10 protein-coding genes are annotated in these 17,313 nt (G+C 45.3%); 3 read left to right on the top strand and 7 right to left on the bottom strand.

Features of this window, described 5'->3' with window-relative positions:
- Positions 1-103 precede the first annotated feature (103 nt).
- The 6 genes from ACSLUR_RS00890 to ACSLUR_RS00865 all read right to left on the bottom strand — a co-directional run bounded on the left by ACSLUR_RS00890 (position 104) and on the right by ACSLUR_RS00865 (position 14,407).
- A complete protein-coding gene (locus ACSLUR_RS00890) occupies positions 104-1,837 on the bottom strand; it encodes an alkaline phosphatase D family protein (RefSeq protein WP_448550957.1) in 1,734 nt (577 codons plus the stop codon).
- Positions 1,838-2,079: 242 nt separating this feature from the next.
- The gene (locus tag ACSLUR_RS00885; protein WP_448550955.1) at positions 2,080-10,038 is read right to left on the bottom strand and encodes a PEP-CTERM sorting domain-containing protein; all 7,959 of its coding nucleotides are present in this window, start codon (positions 10,036-10,038) and stop codon (positions 2,080-2,082) included.
- 375 nt (positions 10,039-10,413) lie between these two features.
- Positions 10,414-11,208, bottom strand: coding sequence for a tetratricopeptide repeat protein (locus tag ACSLUR_RS00880; protein ID WP_448550953.1), 795 nt, complete (start codon positions 11,206-11,208; stop codon positions 10,414-10,416).
- A 261-nt stretch (positions 11,209-11,469) separates the two neighbouring features.
- Positions 11,470-12,576, bottom strand: coding sequence for an NADH:flavin oxidoreductase (locus tag ACSLUR_RS00875; RefSeq protein WP_448550951.1), 1,107 nt, complete (start codon positions 12,574-12,576; stop codon positions 11,470-11,472).
- A 179-nt stretch (positions 12,577-12,755) separates the two neighbouring features.
- Positions 12,756-13,367, bottom strand: coding sequence for a TetR/AcrR family transcriptional regulator (locus ACSLUR_RS00870; RefSeq protein WP_448550949.1), 612 nt, complete (start codon positions 13,365-13,367; stop codon positions 12,756-12,758).
- Between the two features lie 89 nt (positions 13,368-13,456).
- A complete protein-coding gene (locus ACSLUR_RS00865; RefSeq protein WP_448550947.1) occupies positions 13,457-14,407 on the bottom strand; it encodes a LysR family transcriptional regulator in 951 nt (316 codons plus the stop codon).
- A 160-nt stretch (positions 14,408-14,567) separates the two neighbouring features.
- Here ACSLUR_RS00865 and ACSLUR_RS00860 point away from each other — a divergent pair, with 160 nt between their 5' ends.
- Complete coding sequence (locus ACSLUR_RS00860) at positions 14,568-15,095, top strand: NADPH-dependent FMN reductase (RefSeq protein WP_448550945.1); 528 nt, start codon at positions 14,568-14,570, stop codon at positions 15,093-15,095.
- Positions 15,096-15,386: 291 nt separating this feature from the next.
- Positions 15,387-16,139, top strand: coding sequence for a helix-turn-helix domain-containing protein (locus tag ACSLUR_RS00855; protein WP_448550943.1), 753 nt, complete (start codon positions 15,387-15,389; stop codon positions 16,137-16,139).
- On the opposite strand, the gene ACSLUR_RS00850 is transcribed toward ACSLUR_RS00855, so the two are convergent.
- The gene (locus ACSLUR_RS00850) at positions 16,126-16,266 is read right to left on the bottom strand and encodes a hypothetical protein (RefSeq protein ID WP_448550941.1); all 141 of its coding nucleotides are present in this window, start codon (positions 16,264-16,266) and stop codon (positions 16,126-16,128) included. The two genes, ACSLUR_RS00855 and ACSLUR_RS00850, sit on opposite strands and share 14 nt — an antisense overlap.
- 147 nt (positions 16,267-16,413) lie before the next feature.
- Between ACSLUR_RS00850 and ACSLUR_RS00845 the strand changes: the two genes are divergently transcribed.
- Entirely contained in the window at positions 16,414-17,301 is an 888-nt protein-coding gene (locus ACSLUR_RS00845; protein WP_448550939.1) for an EamA family transporter, read from the top strand.
- The last annotated feature ends 12 nt before the right edge of the window (positions 17,302-17,313 follow it).

The following is a 17,313-nucleotide window of genomic DNA, read 5'->3' as shown; positions in this document are numbered from 1 at the left end:
TAGCGTTAGTAACGTTGTCTTGAATAATCCCCTGATTATTCACCATCAAACAAAAATGCCAGTCAACGACTGGCATTTCATCGATAACCGTAACGCTAAATAGCTAGCTTTGAATAACGTTAGCGCCCGCAGCCACAGTTAAGGTATTGCTGCGCGCCTCAAGTGTCTGATAATTCGTGCTGGCTACCGTATCTAAATGTACCCACTGCGCCGTTGCCGCTTGTTCAGTAAATGTGACTACCATATAGCCGCGGTTCGCGATATTAGTATATTGCAAATCATTGACTAGAACTTGCAGCGCTTGCTCTGCCTGCGGTACAAAGCTTTCTGGCACGCTCAAAAAGGTCTCTAAACCTGGTGAGCTAACACCTGCGGTGGCGAATTCAACCCCAACATTGCTTCCTGATTGGTCAGTTAGGTTGTTGGCCCATGCATTGTGGGTGTCTCCAGCTAGTACTACTAAGTTGTGATTTAGGGATTTTGCGGTCCCTAAAACGACTTCACGCTCAACCGCATAGCCATCCCACGCATCTAGGTTGTACGGAATTTCAATCGCAACACGCGCGCGCTCTTGCTCTGTTACCGTCGGATCGCCAGCGGCTATACGCCCTTTAATTTGTGCCAGTTCGCCAAAGGTTTGTAATAATGCGGGTGATGGATTGGCAAAGCCTGCTAATAGTTCAGCAGGAACATTCATGCGTCCCATCAATATCTGCTGACCTAGCACCTGCCAAGTTGCAGAAGACGCCACTAACCCCGATTGCAACCAGCCAATTTGCTCAGCCCCCAGCAAGCTTCGATTCGCGCTCATTGCCGTAGTAAAACCAATCGCATCTAACTGCCCCGTTGTTGGGTCAATAAAATTTTGATAAGCAAGCTGTTCATCGCGAGCAAGCAAACGTGTATCTAACATATGTAAGTTAACTAAATCGCCAAACTGGAAGCTACGGAAAATACGCTCGTAGTCACTGGTCGCGATAGGGCGAATAGGTAACCACTCAAAATAGGCCTGCAAACCTGCTGCTTTGCGTACTTGGTAATCGCCCTCCCCTTCATTGTGATTTTCTGCCCCATCACGCCATGCATCGTTAGTAACCTCGTGATCATCCCAAACCGTGATAAAAGGTACTTGCTGGTGTAATTGCTGCAAGCTCGTATCGCTACGATAAAGCGCGTAACGCTTGCGATAATCTTCTAAGGTAATACATTCGGTATTATTGTCGGCAGGTAATGAACGACCAATCGCCTCTGCATTTTCTGTGGCAAAACCACCATCGCCATATTCATAAATGTAATCACCCAAATGTACGACGGCATCTAAGTCATCAAGCTGTGCAGCGCTGTGGTAGGCATTGAATTGACCTGCTGGATAGTTTGCGCAAGAAAATACCGCTAATTTAACTTGTGCTACTGAGCCCACTGGTAAGGTTTTCGTCATACCAACAGGAGAGAAAGTTTCACCAGAAACAAAGCGGTAATAGTACCTTGTATTGGCGGCTAGTTGTTGAAGATCGATTTTTACGGTGAAGTCAGAGCCAGCTTCTGCTTCGGTTGTACCGTTGTGAACTAAGTCATTAAACTCTGCATCAGTGGCTACTTGCCAGCTAACACTTACGCTATCGACTGCTGATAAAGGCGTTACGCGCGTCCAAATAATAACGGCGTTATCTAGTGGGTCACCTGAAGCAACACCGTGGTTGAAAGCTACTGGTATGATCGGTGAGACAGGCACCTCATCGTCGTCATCCGAACACCCCATTAACCCTGTAGAAATTACTGCTGTACCAAAGCCTGCCATTGACGCTTTGATAAACGCGCGACGCGTAAATTTACTCATTGCTTCCCTCATAATTACTGCTAATTTTTATCGTTATTATTTGCCTGATGGTGTCGTTTAATGTGAAAAAACCAACTCATGGCAATGTTAACTTCTTGTTAACGAAACCATACTAGGTAAATATGACGGGAAAGTGAAGCTGAATAATTCAACAATTTGAGCCTATAGATAGGCCAACAGTTTAAACGAATAAGCTGCTCATTTAATTAGAGAAACGGCTTTGCAATCAATTAAACAAAGCGTTACTGAAAAGTGCTTAAACTTGAATTTTTGTCAGGTGTCGAACGGCTGAAGATAAACCATAGCAGGCAATAAGATCTGCCGGCTCGTCTTTTGTGCGCTAAAACAACACCGGCAAGCAAGAACAAAAACAGAACACTAGGCTCGGGCACATCCGTTGGCAGTTGTGCCAATGTCAGCGCTAGACGCCAACCATTCACATCGTTTACCCACTGGCCTGCCCAGCCAGAGACTAAGTTGACATCAAATTCGCTAAGATTGATTAGCTCGCCAGCATCGTCCAGTACATCGCCGCTAATATTAAGGAAGTCCAGTGTTTGCCCAAGTACATCAGGTAACTCAAGACCGCCCAGAAATTGAAAGTCAATATCCAGCGCGCTCAGCAGGGTTAAATTACCCAGAATATTAATGGTGTCGTGAATCAAGCCGCCATTGCCATCGACGCTGAGCTCCACCGTCAAATCAACATTGTCCCAAACCGTGTCACCGTCAAATGTCATCAATCCAGGGCTATTACCTGCATTTATTTGTGCATTAGCGAGTAGTGTTTGGCCAATAAAGCTACCTGATCCTGAGAGCGTAGTATCTGTCAGCGCTAAAATATCGTCGGTACTCACACGAACCACGCCGTTGTTGATCAACATACCTGATAAGGTATTGCTACTGGCAAAGTCAATCGTAGCGCCTTGCTGGTTATTCAGAGTGCCCGCGACATTATCAATACTGCCGCCATTGTTAACTGTTAGTTGCCCGACATTGGATAGAGTGTGCTGATTGATCAATTTGCCTGCAACGGTCAGTTGGCTGGAATTAGCAAGTTGGCTACTCGTCGCAAAATCGCCTGCAATCGCATATTGATCAAACTCGCCAGCGGTAATCAACTGCTCAAAGCTTACATTTAATGCTATCACTCCTTGATTGTTATTAGACATTGACAAGGAGTTAATCACGGCACCTGTACCTGAATATTGATTTTCTATTAAGGCACTATCTTGGTCATTAAATTCGAGTAACAATCCTTGTTGCTGTGTGTAAGTTGCTGCGAGGTTGCTCAGGGCAACAGTTGGGCTATAAAGCAATAGATTATCCTCTCCAGCACTGTCGCGGATGGTATGTTGCCCTTCGCGGCCAAGCTCAACAACGTACCTATCGTTGCCTTCACCGCCGTAAAGTATGTTGCGACCACCGCCACCATTTAATGTATCGATACCTGATAATCCCTCAAAAATATTATCTTGATCATTACCTGTTAGCCGATCATTAAATGCAGAGCCTCTGATATTTTCAATATCCGTCAATAAATCTGAGCGACCGCCTGCATTGCCAAAGCTGACCTCATTCTCATTTAATGTGACGCTAGCTGCGCTGGTCGCATCAACGTAGTTCACCCAATCGCTGCCCTCGCCACCATCTATGATATTTATGCCCGAGCCACCATTTAAAGTATCGTTACCGCGCCCACCATAAAGCATGTCATCACCGCCTAAACCGGCTAAGTGATTATCGCTATTGTCGCCAATAAGTGTGTCATCAAATCTAGAGCCACGAATATTTTCAATAGCTATCAGCACATCATTGCTGCTAACGCCGCCACCGCCACGATTTAGCAGGTCGACATGGGTGCTCTCGTCCGAGTTCGCATAACTTACCCAGTCAACTCCCTCACCACCGTCAAGAATATTGTCGCCACTGCCGCCAATTAACACATCACTTCCTGTGCCTCCTTGCAAGTGATCATTGCCACTGCCACCACTTAACCAATCATTACCCGCCATACCTTGCAAGGTATCATTACCCGCTAAACCGCTAAGCCTGTTGGCTTGGCTATCACCAATTAAAGTATCACCTGATTGCGATCCCATAAGATTTTCAATGCTTTGATATGTATCACTTAGATGTTCTGCATGCGCTTGACTGGTTGACAGATCCGCAGTCACGCCGATGTTTGACCACGCGTAGCTGATCGTATCTTGATCACTACCGCCATCAAATTGATTATTACCTTCACCACCTTCGAGTAAATCATCGCCAGCACCACCAATTAGCGTGTCATTACCAGCCATGCCAAGTAATTGATTATTGCCTTGATCGCCAATTAAAGTGTCGTTTTGCGCTGTGCCTTTAACATTTTCAACGTTAATAACAGTGTCGACACCACTATTTTTTATAACTTGGCCGCTCGCTAAGCTAACAAATACCCCCTGATCGTTAGCAGTAGTATTACTGTTAGCACTGTTATTTACTCCTGAGTAATCGAGCCAGTCATTTCCTACGCCGCCATCCAATATATCGTTACCTGCTGTTGCTATCAGGCGATCATTGCCTGCCATGCCCATTAAGGTATTGTCTTGTTCATTGCCGACAATCTCATCGGCAAAAGCCGTTGCTTGGACGTTTTCAATGGTATTAACGTTGTAGCGAAGTGAGTTATCTATGGTGATCTCGCCAGATGTGAGATTAATAACAGCACCAGCATCACTGGTCAGTTTGAGCCAATCATTCCCTTCATCGCCCGCAGCCTTATTGATACTTTCATCGCCAGCACTTAGCTGGATGTTAATAACGTCATTTCCTTCGCCCCCATCGAGGCTATTAATGCCACTACCACTGTAAAGCTCGTCATTTCCTTTTCCCCCGACAAGATTACTGTTCAGCCCAGCACGCAGTATATCGTTATGCTCACTTCCTCGTGCGGTTTCAATACTTATCAGTTGATCAGAAAAGCCTGTTCCCATTGCTGTTTGTGCTTGCAGGTCAACCTCAACGCCGCTAGCGCTCCAGTCATAATTAGCTTCATCAATGCCTACACCGCCGTCTAACACATTCGACCCTAAACCACCGCGCAGCACATTGCTGGCGCTGTTACCGGTCAATTGATCATCAAAGGCTGAACCGACGATATTTTCAATTGAAAATAAGGTATCACTGCCATCGGCGCCAGAAGCCAAGCCGTTAGCTAAATTAACGACAACAGCACCGTCAGCATTAGCGTAGCTAGCCGTGTCCGTGCCAAGCCCACCTACCAATACATCATTACCCTGCGCACCTTGCAATACATCATTGCCAGCGCCGCCGTCTAGTCGATTATCGCCACTATCACCATGCAAGCTATCGCTGTGTTCACTGCCAACAATATTTTCAATCGCTATCAGAGTGTCATTGCCAGCGCCACCTGATGCATTACCTAACGCTAAATTCACTACGACACTTGCCTTGGCATCGGCATAACTGGCCGTATCAATGCCACTTTGGCCATTAAGCACATCGTCGCCTAGCCCCCCAGTCAGCTCATTGTCTTGTCCATCACCACTAAGCTGATCATTGAAATTCGAGCCAGTAATATTTTCAATGGCCGAGAGGGTATCATTACCTGCCCCACCTGATGATTGCCCAGTGGACAAATCAACCGTAACACCGCTGCCCGCCTCAAGGTAGCTAGCGGTATCAATACCATCACCACCATCTAAAATGTCGTTGCCGAGTCCGCCAGTGAGGGTATTGGCCAGGCTATCGCCAATAAGCTTGTCGTTATGTGCTGAACCAATAATATTTTCGATTTGTACTAAGGTGTCATTACCCGCGGCGCCGGTCGCGTTATTATTGGCTAAATCAACATCAACACCACCGATACTGTCTTGGTAGCTCGCGGTGTCATTGCCAGCACCGCCAACTAAACTGTCGTTGCCGAGACCACCAGTAAGCAGGTTATCGCCATCATCTCCCAACAACACATCGTTATGAGTTGAGCCGACAATGTTTTCAATACTGCTCAGTAAGTCAGTGCCATCTGCGCCTTGTGCAAGGTTACTAGCCAAGTCGACAACAACACTGCCTGTGGCCGAACTATAGTTGGCGGTGTCATTGCCAGTACCACCAATTAAACTGTCGTTGCCAAGACCACCAGTGAGCATGTCATCGCCATCGCCGCCAACTAGCAGGTTGTTTGCAGTATTGCCCGTTAGCTGGTCGTTGTGTTGACTACCAATGAGGTTTTCGATTGAGCTTAAAGTGTCTGTACCATCTGCGCCGCTCGCTTGCCCTGTCGATAGATTCGCGACAACACCGCCATTGGCAAACTCATAGCTGGCAGTATCATTACCCAAGCCACCTGACAACATATCGTTGCCACCACGCCCCATCAACAAATCGTTGCCATCTCTGCCCTCAAGCACGTTGTCAGCATCATTCCCCAATAAAGTGTCATTACTTTTCGAGCCGACCAGCCCTTCAATGTTTGTCAGCAAGTCGATACTGTTCGCAGTAGTGACCACACCTGTCACTAAGTCTGCACTAACTTGCCCGTCATTGTTGCTATAGCTCACGGTATCAGTGCCTGCACCGCCATCAAGCGTGTTAATGCCTGCGCCGCCAACTAAAATATCGTTACCCATTCCACCAGAGAGCACATTGTTAGTGGCATCACCAATTAAGATGTCGTTATGCGCAGAGCCAATAACATTGTCAATTTGCACTAAGGTGTCGTTGCCATCAGCGCCTGTTGCTGTATTGCTGGTTAAGTTAACCGAAACTGCGCCAGCTGCATGCTCATAGCTTGCGGTGTCAATGCCTGTGCCGCCCAGTAAAACATCATTGCCACGACCACCTTCGAGCAAATTGCTGCCTTCGCCTGCAATTAGCGTGTTGTGTTGTTCATTGCCAATCAGCGTATCGTTGTGCTGACTGCCAATAATATTCTCAATGGAAATTAACGTGTCATTGCCATCTGCGCCAGCGGCTTGCCCTGTGGTTAAATTTACATTCACGCCACCAACAGCATCGATATAGGAAGCCGTATCGTTACCGGCAAGGCCGTTGAGCACGTCATTGCCCAGATTGCCCTGCAAGATATTGTCTTGATTGTTGCCAACCAAGCTATCGTCAAAATCTGAACCTGTGATATTTTCAATGGCAATTAAGGCATCATTGCCCGCACCGCCCGAAGCAGTGCCAGCCATTAAATTCACATTCACGCTACTAACAGCATCTTGATAGTCTGCTGTATCTGTACCGCTGCCGCCGTTTATCACATCATTGCCTTGGCCGCCAGTAAGCACATTATTTTGGCTGTCACCAATCAAGATGTCATTGTGAGCAGAGCCAATCACATTCTCTATCAGCACTAAACTGTCATTACCAGCGGCCCCCGTTGCGCTAAAGCTTGATAAATTGACGCTCACACTGCCACTGGCTTGTTGGTAACTTGCCGTGTCTGTACCTGCGCCACCATTAATCACATCGTCACCTAAGCCACCAGTGAACACATTATCTTGGTTGTTGCCGATTAAAATATCGTTTTGCGCCGTGCCAATGACGTTTTCAACGTCGACCAGTAAATCAATTCCTGTCGCAGTTTGTGCCGTGCCATCAGCGAGATTGACAACCACGCTATTAGCCGTTTGGTGATAACTCACGGTATCTAAGCCATCGCCACCACTGAGAATATCGCTGCCACCACCACCGATCAGCAAATCATCACCAGCATCGCCAAATAAGCTGTTGCGACCCGCATCACCAATTAAAATATCGTTATATTGGCTACCACTGACATTTTCGATGCTAGTCAAGGAATCGCGACCATCACCGTTAGTCGCTTCGCCAATCGCTAGATTGACGAGTACGCCGCTGGTCGCGCCAACATAACTAACCGTATCATTGCCGCTACCACCAACTAATGCATTATTGCCTGCGCGACCAATCAATAAATCATTGCCACCCAGCCCTTCTAGTAGGTTGTTACCATTGTCGCCAATCAGTACATCGTCAAATTGTGAGCCCAATACCCCCTCTATCGAAACCAAGGTATCGTTACTAGTGCCTTCAGCATTGGCCTGACCCAAGAGCAGATCGACAAGCACGGCGTTACCTGACATTTGATAAGACGCTAAATCAAAGCCATCACCACCATTTAAGAGATTTTCTCCTCCTTGTCCGGCCAAGATATCATTGCCTTGCCCACCTAACAGCCGGTTATTATTCGCGTTACCAATAAGGATATCGTCGTGGCTTGAACCAATAACATTCTCAATCTGGATTAAAGTATCATTGCCATCTGCACCACTGGCAGTGCCCGCCGCTAGGTTAACAGTGACACTGTCGCTGGCATCGGCATAGCGCGCGGTGTCATTGCCTGTGCCGCCTATTAATAGGTCATCTCCCAAGTTACCTTGTAAAACATCATTACCGGCGCCGCCCAGCAGTTTATTGTTACCGCTATCACCCGTTAAGTTATCGTTAAAGTCGCTACCAACAAGGTTTTCAATTGAAATTAAGGTATCACTGCCGTCCGCGCCAAATGATTGACCAGTGCTCAGATTGACATCCATCCCGCCGCTTGCTTTAGCATAACTAGCGGTATCTTCGCCCTCGCCACCATCCAAAGTATCGCCATGACGCCCGCCCGTTAAGACATTGTTGTGTTGGTCGCCGACTAAGGTGTCAGCAAAATCAGATCCCGTAATATTTTCAATCGAAATCAGGACGTCTGGGCCATCTGCGCCACTTGCCCTACTAGTTGAAAGGTCTACCGTTACACTGGCCAAGGCATCTATATAACTGGCGGTATCAATTCCCCCACCACCATCAATTTCATCGCGCTCTAACCCGCCAATAATCGTATCGTTGCCACCCTCGCCAAACAGTCGGTTGCGAAGGTTATCGCCGTAAATCACATCATCAAAATTACTGCCAATAATATTTTCTATCGATATAAAGTCGCTAAAGTCGCCAACATCACCAACGGTAACATTGGTCAATAGATTGATGTCGACACCTACTCTTGAATACTGAAAACTTGCCGTATCTTCGCCTTCTCCCCCATCGAGTACGTCATTGCCTAAACCACCCGACAATATATCGTTTCCCTCGCCACCGAACAGCCTGTCTAGCCCCTCGCCACCATTTAACTGATCGTTGCCAATACCACCGCGCAACTCATCACGACCACTGCCGCCAGTAAGTTGATCGTTACCGCTACCACCATCGAGGAAATTATTACCCGCCAACCCATCAAGGACATCGTTACCCGCGCCGCCATTCAGCAAGTTGTTCCCCAAGTTACCGATTATGGTGTCGTTATAGATACTGCCAGTAGCTTGCTCAATGCCGGTAAAGGCAGTATCCACCTCAAAGCCTGTCGCGGTGCCGGCAAAAAGATCAATCGTCAAACCTGTCACGAGAAACGGCTCGAAGTAAGTGGCAAATGTCAGCGCATCAATCCCTTGTCCACCATCAATAACATCTTGCCCACGTGAGCCGAAAAACACATCATTACCCGCTAGCCCAAGCAGCACATTGTTGCCATTGTCACCGCCAAGTACATCATCGCCACTAGTGCCAATAACATTTTCAATCGCTACTAAGGTATCTGTAGTTGAGCCAACAATCGCTTGCTGGTTAAACAAGTTAACATTCACACTTTCAGCTGCTGACGAATAATTAACGGTATCAATTCCCTCCCCGCCATCGAGAAAATCACTGCCTGCTGAATAAGTAAATGCGTCATCGCCTGCTAAGCCATAAATTCGATTGGTTTGGCTATTACCAACCAGAGCATCGTTAAACATACTGCCGATAATATTTTCAATACTAATTAACGCATCCTGACCAAAGGCATTTTCTCCAACACCTGTCGCTAAGTTCACACTTACAGCGGCTATGTCGTTGTGATAACTCACCGTATCAATACCTTCAGCACCATTAAGCGTGTCACTCCCTAAACCACCGATTAAAATATCATTACCCCCATTGCCGTTGATTTGATCGTTTCCTGCCAAACCGTCGATAATATTGTCGGTGCTGTCGCCGCTGAGCACATCATCGCCATTGGTACCAACAATATCTGCTGGCTCAACGGTTTGCGCACGGGCGGTGTTCAAGTTAACGAGTAATAAAAGAAAGAAAAAAACTAACACTGTTAGTTTCATGGCTGGTTTAGTTACAGCGGACTCAAGGTGGTTATTCATGGCGATCCCTTTTCCCTGCTTGCTCTCCAATTTGAAATACTGGAAGCGACAATACCGCAGTCGGGTCGTATGTATTTATGGCATGGGGACTAGCTTGGTATTAGTCCCACGAAGAGGCTTTATTATTAATTGTTTCACTGTCAGGACTAATAAGACGGGTTTCAGTATAGTCTAAGTTACTGAAGTTGGTAGTTTGATACCGATTGGGTGCGAGTGTTATTAAACTAACCTCAAAACAGCAAAACTCTTCACTGAATACGCAAGTAAAGTGATCAAGGGAGGTGGTTAGGCAATCATTTATATTATAATCATCCGATTTTTAGTCGCTAAACACTAAATCAAAATGAAAAAATAAGAGAACTAAGCGAAAGCCGCCTATAACAGAAAGTCACCTAGCTCTTGCATATTACTAACTTGATAACAGCCTGCCGTATCCGCACAGGAATGACCGTTCAGCCTGCTACCTAAGCTTTTTATTGGTTTTCGGTAGCTGTTAAGTTGCACTTCAAACAATGATTCCGGTGCATAGCCTGTCACTTCTATCACTTCAACATTAGCCGTGCTAGGCCAAGTTAGTGTCTCACCGTTAGCCACTAAAGGTTGCAGGCTATAGGCTCCATCGAGCAGAGGAAATTTAGTTGAAAAATCTTCTGGATAGCGGCTCGCTAGTGCTGCCAATATTTTAGGTAAGTCCTTGTGCTTCTGCTTGTAAGCATGGGCAAGAAATTGATCTGCTTTGTCTAAATCTTTGAGGCCAAATTCATTGGACAAATATATTCGGCCCAATAAATAGTTCGCTTCTTTATAGTCAGCTTTTGCTGCCTTGGTTAACCATTGAATTGCTTTTTTATGATTCGAATAGTCTTGATTGGTTAGGTAGACTAAGCCTGCTTTGTATTGCGCAGAAGTTATCCCCTTCTTTGCAGCAAGTTCATAATATTTTAAGGCCATGACTTTATCTTGATTCACACCATAACCTTGGTAATAAAATTCACCCAGCATCGCCATTGCTTGCGCATGACCGCGCTTAGCCGCTTTTTTATATTGCTTAAAGTAGTCAATACATAGATCGGTTTGGCAGGCAGAAAGCACATTAGCATTAACCGTAAAAATGCTAGTGCTAAACAATACAATGGTCATTAGGACGACCAACAAACTATCCCTTTTCATTCCGTACTTCCGTGTAATTTGCAAAGGCTTGTTAAGCTATCAAAGTCGACTAATTCGTCGATGTTGCTTTAAACAACCAAAATAAACTGTGTACCCAAAAAAGTAAAGTTATCAGGCTTTTATCAGCCTCTTTTCATTATCAATAACCACATGATTTTGTTTATTAAAAAAAGGGTTAAGCATAGCTTAACCCTTCATTAAATTAATTCACGATTATGGCTAAACAAGTTTTGCTAAGCCAACTGGGCTAGACCAACTCCGCTAGACTAATTCTGCCAACTGGGCTTTATCAAAAGCTTTTAGGCTGTCGAATTCGCCAGCTTTCACTTTGTTTACCCAGTCTGGGTTAGAGATCAACGCACGGCCAACCGCAACTAAGTCAAATTCCTGCTTACCGATGCGATCTAATAAGTTGTCTAAGCTAACGGTTTCTGCATCTTTAAAGTTGCTGGTACCATCTTCTGGTAAGAAGTCTTGGTTTAAGCCAACACTGCCGACAGTAATAGTTGGTTTACCCGTAACTTTTTTCACCCAACCGGCAAGGTTTAAGTCGCTACCTTCAAATTCTGGCTCCCAGAAACGGCGTTGAGAACAGTGGAAAATATCAACACCGGCATCAGCTAACGGTTTTAAGAAGGCTTCAAGTGCTTCAGGTGTTTCCACTAAACGTGCGCTGTAATCTTGTTGCTTCCACTGCGACCAACGGAAGATAATGGGGTAGTCATCACCCACGGCTGCGCGCATCTTAGTGACTAATTCAATTGCAAATTTAGAGCGCGCCGCTAGGTCACCGCCGTACTCATCAGTGCGTTGGTTGGTGCCTTCCCAGAAGAATTGATCGATTAAATAGCCATGTGCGCCGTGAATTTCAACTGCGTCAAAACCAATGGCTTTGGCATCGACTGCCGCTTGTACAAAGGATTCGATCACTTCGTCAATGTCCGCTTTCGTCATTTCATGACCCGTTTGTTTACCTGGGAATGCCATGCCAGACGGACCATAACCTGGTAAATCACCACCCGGCTCTACGCCCGGCTTGCGAATGGCGCCAACATGCCATAGTTGCGGGGCAATTTTGCCACCTTCAGCATGCACAGCATCAACCACTTTTTTCCAGCCTGCCAGTGCTTCATCACCGGCAATAAACGGCACATTCGGATAACCAGAAGCTGCCTTGTGACCAACACAAGTACCTTCGGTAATAATGAGACCGACACCACCTTGAGCGCGGCGACGATAGTATTCAACCACTAAGTCATTTGGCACATTGCCAGGTGAAAAAGTACGGGTCATCGGTGCCATTACGGTGCGGTTTGCTAGGGTTAATGGTCCTAATGACACTTGTTCAAAAAGTTGTGCATTGCTCATTATGTTTGCTTCCTTTGTTTTTTACTTATATACCTGTTAGTAATACTTAGTGAAGATCATTGGTAACTTGCGAGCATCCAATGTAATTCACTATTATTCTTATGCGCCTTAAACTGCGCCATAAACCAGCCAACTAACCTCTTAACTAACCTAGAGGTAAGTTAGCAAGGTAAAATTTTTTAACCGGTTTGCTGTAAGCCAGGCTGCGTTATCGAGGTTGCACCAAGTAACGTCATAATTTGCGCCATGGTTTGTTCGAAAATATCATCGCCATGCACACGTGAATATTGCAGCGCCGCCTTGCAGGCTAAGACAACCACCATGGCTTGCCCTTTAGTCTCACCCGCAAAATTAAATTCGCCTTGTTGCCTGCCCTGCGCCAACACTTGCGTAATAAAATCCAGCTCGTGTTCGTCTAGCGCCTTTAACCCCGGCTGCATCGCCGTTGGCAAGGACGCGATATCTACTTGCAAGCTACTTAATGGACAAATTTTATTCTTACCACAGGCGTAGCGCAGGTTGGCATTAATGTAGGTATCTAGCTTTTGTTGCGCACTAATATTGGCCAGTAAAATTTTGCGAAATTCCACTTCATGCCAATCTTGAATGGCCTGACATAGCGCCACACCAAGATCTTCTTTTTTCGGAAAATGATGATGAATACTAGCCTTGGTAATGGCGAGGCGATTGGCGATATCCAAATAGCTAAAATTCTCAAAGCCATGAGTTTGAAGTAAATCCATAGCCACTGAGATAATTTGCTCTTTGCGATTTTTGGAACGTGTTTGCATAAAATTACGATAACTTACCTCAAGGTAAGTTATCAAGTATAAATTTTATTCAGCAGGTTAAATCCGTAAAAGTAAAAACAGTGAGCTATTTATGGCAGCGAGTGAACTGAGCTGCAATCCACCAGCATATCAATAAAGGCGCGCACTTTCGGCGATAAATGTTTACGTGACGGGTAGACCACATAAACATCGACATCAGCTTGTGGGTAGTCTGGAAACAATATCGCGAGTTTGCCGTCATCTAGCGCCGATTGCATGGTAAAGGCTGGCAATCGACAGACACCATGACCATCTAGCGCCATCGCTAATTCCATGTCTGAGTTGTTGCACATCATGCTGGGGTTAACATCCACCGAGAAGGTTTGCCCCTCTTTATCTAGATACTGCCAACGGGTGGGCTGTTTTAAGTTGGAGTAGCACAGGCAGCGATGATGTTTGAGTTCGTCTGGGTGCTGTGGCTCGCCGTGTTGCTGCACATAGTCGTGTGAAGCAACCGTATATGCTTTACCTGACATAATTTTTCGGCAAATTAAACTGGACTCTTCCAGTTGATGGGTGGCGCGAATCACCGCATCGAAGCCATCTTGAATCACATCCACTTTGCGATCATTGAGATCGAGTAGCAACTCTACCTGCGGATACTTGGCCATAAAGCGCGACAAAATTGGCTGCAAATAATCGTTCGATAGCGCAACTGGGCAACTAATTCTTAGTGTACCGCGTGGCACCATATCATGCTGATGCATCAAGCCTAATGCTTGCTCACCATCTTGAACAAGTTGCACGCATTGTTCGTAATAGAGTTTGCCCTCAGGCGTTAGGCCGAGCGAACGCGTAGTGCGATTAATTAATCTAACCCCAAGCCGCGCCTCCAGCTTGTTAATTTCTTTGCTGATATAAGACGTCGAATGGCCAGTTGCTTCAGCTGCAGCGGTAAAGCTGCCGCTGTTAATTAACTGGGTAAAGACCACCACACCATCAAATAATTTGGTATTTGCGGTGCTATTTAATGAAGAATTTATCGCGGCATTAGAAGTCATTAGGAAATAGTTTTTAAACTTTTACATGATTAATAATCAAATATAAACAATATAGAATGCATTTCAAGTTAGTGATTAACTCAATCGCTAACCATAAATTTATCCAGCTGCTGCTAGCGAATAGCAGCAGGTAACAGCAACAGAAAATTGAGGATTCAATATGAAAGTTTTAGCCTTTGCCGCCAGCAGCAGTACCAAGTCAATCAACAAAACCTTAGCCAACTACGCCGCATCATTAGTCACAAGTGCCGAGTTCGAGCTGCTTGATATTAACGATTACGAAATGCCGTTATTTAGCCAAGACAGAGAGGAAGAATTAGGCCAGCCACAAGCAGCAAAAGATTTCTTCGCTAAACTCGGTGAAGCAGACGCGATTATTATCTCATTTGCAGAGCACAATGGTACGTACACTGCTGCCTATAAAAACTTATTTGATTGGACTTCACGCATCGACCAAAAAGTTTTTCAAAATAAACCTGTCGTTTATTTGGCAACATCTCCAGGTCCTGGTGGTGCCGCCAGCGTGCTAGCAGCTGCAACCAATTCAGCACAGTACTTTGCTGCCGACGTAAAAGCATCGTTATCTATTCCAAGTTTTTACGATAACTTTGATATGGAAACGCAGAAGTTAACCAATGCTGAATTAGATGATCAGTTAAAAACTGCGGTAGCGCAGCTGACCGAATAGGTTGAATTGTATAAATAACGCTGTTACTTAGCCATTCGCGAAAACTGATAGCGAAAGCAGATAGCAAAAACAGAAAACCTAGAAAAACAGTAGTCGATTGGCTGCTGTTTTTTGTTTGCAATAGCCTGCTTGGCTCTGGAGTTAGTGGCTTCGGTGCTAGTGGTTTAGGTGTTAGTAGCTTCGGTATTAGTAGCAGCGTTCTAAGTAGAACATGAGGTTGTGATAAAACCCGCTAATCGTTATGGTTAACGCTATCAATTAACTACTCACATTATTAGTATTCATATTAATTTGCCTTCAGACAATACAAGTCAGCTAAGTGCCAGCAGCAACCTAGACATAGCCTTATCGATACGCTCGTATACGCGACAGCTTAGTCAGCACCACCACAATCACCATCAGTTAGTGCTGCCGCTGCATGGCAATATTGAATTAGACATCGCAAACGACAAACAAACTATTGGGCCAAAGCGTTGTGCGATTATCTATCAAGGTGAGCTACATAGTTTTGCTGCCGATGAATGTGCTCGTTTCTTAGTTGCCGATCTCACCGACTTGCCCAGCCAATATCTACCACAGCATCAGCACTATGTTAGTATTTCTGACGCTTTTTACGCCTTTATTCAGTATGTAGAAAAGCAGCTTGCTCAACCTGAATTTGATGCCGTATCCGATACGCTAACGCCGTTATTTTGGTCACTACTTGCTACGCAAACCAGCACACATGCAATCGATAAGCGACTTGCGCCAGTGCTTGATACCATGGCACAACAACTTGCCAACCCGCTGACGCTAAGCGATCTTGCCAAGCAAGCGCATTTAAGCTTGAGTCAATTTAAAGCAGTATTTCACCAACAATTTGGTACGAGCCCGCAAAAGTACTTAACGAATCTAAGAATGGAAAAAGCAAAAGCCCTGCTCAGCTATACTGATTTACCAATAAGCTTAGTAGCAGAGCAAGTGGGTTATCAAAACGCTTCTGCGTTTAGTCGGCGCTTTAAAGAAGTTTATGGCCAATCTCCTAAAGCATTTAGCAAACACTAACCTGATCGTCAGCGTCTAAATCTAAACGTTTAACATTCCAGCTTGGCAGGTGATTAAATCGGCTTTTCAGCACATTTTTATTTAGCACTTCTTGTACACTACTTAGCATATTTTGTTGTGCTAACACTTCGCTTCATTTGAACACTTAGTTACTTGCATTAACTAATCGCAATAGTTACTCGCATTAACTAATCACATTAGCAGGTTCAGGTAGTAAGCACTTATTCAAATAGTACATCGGTAAAAACAATCTAATTTCAGAGCAACTCATTTTATGGCAAGCATTTTAGGCACCTTAGCACTGTTCATGTGGTCATCTTTAGCATTACTAGCAGCTAAAACTACCAATATTCCCGCCTTTTATATTTTAAGTTGTGCTTTTTTTGTTTCATTTGGGCTGTCACTGCTATGGCGCTATCAACAAGAAAAACATTGGCTTGCTAAACCCAAATTAACCGTTAAGCAATGGCTGTTCGGCATAATAGGCTTATTTGGCTATCACTTCTGCTACTTTTTCGCGCTGCAGTTTGCACCGGTGTTAGAAGTCACGTTAATTAACTACTTATGGCCGTTATTGCTGACATTGCTTCTAGCTCAACGTGGACAGCGACTATTCGCCTTGGCAGGCGGTATCACGGCTTTTATCGGTATTGTCGTATTACTGTCTGGCGGACAAGCGACATTCACACAGCAAGACCTTGTCGGCTATTTAGTGGCATTGGGCGCTGCTATTATTTGGGCAAGTTATTCCGCTTATCTATCAAAAGGCAAGAGTAATACTGCAGACATTGGTTGGTTGTCACTCGCGGTTGCTCTGCTTGCGGCAATTTGTCACCTATTATTTGAGCCTGCCATCAATATCGAACAGCTCACTACAGTAAAGTGGCTCTACTTATTGCTGATTGGCTTAGGTCCGCTGGGCGGTTCATTTTATTTGTGGGAATATGGTCTTTCCAAAGGTAATCATCGCCTATTGGCCAGCCTGAGCTTTTTTACGCCGCTTTGCGCGTCACTGCTATTAGCGACCTTTGCAATGGCAGCCTGGTCACGCGAAATGGCGGCAGCACTGACGTTAATTTTACTAGGTGGCTTGATCACCCATATGCCATCTGTTATCGATAACTATCGTCAGAGATTAAGCATCAATAACGTTACTAGTTAGTGGTGGTTCATA

The organism is Thalassotalea montiporae, assembly GCF_053485855.1.
The sequence above is the reverse complement of the archived record's forward strand: the minus strand, read 5'-3'. Positions and strand labels throughout refer to the sequence as shown.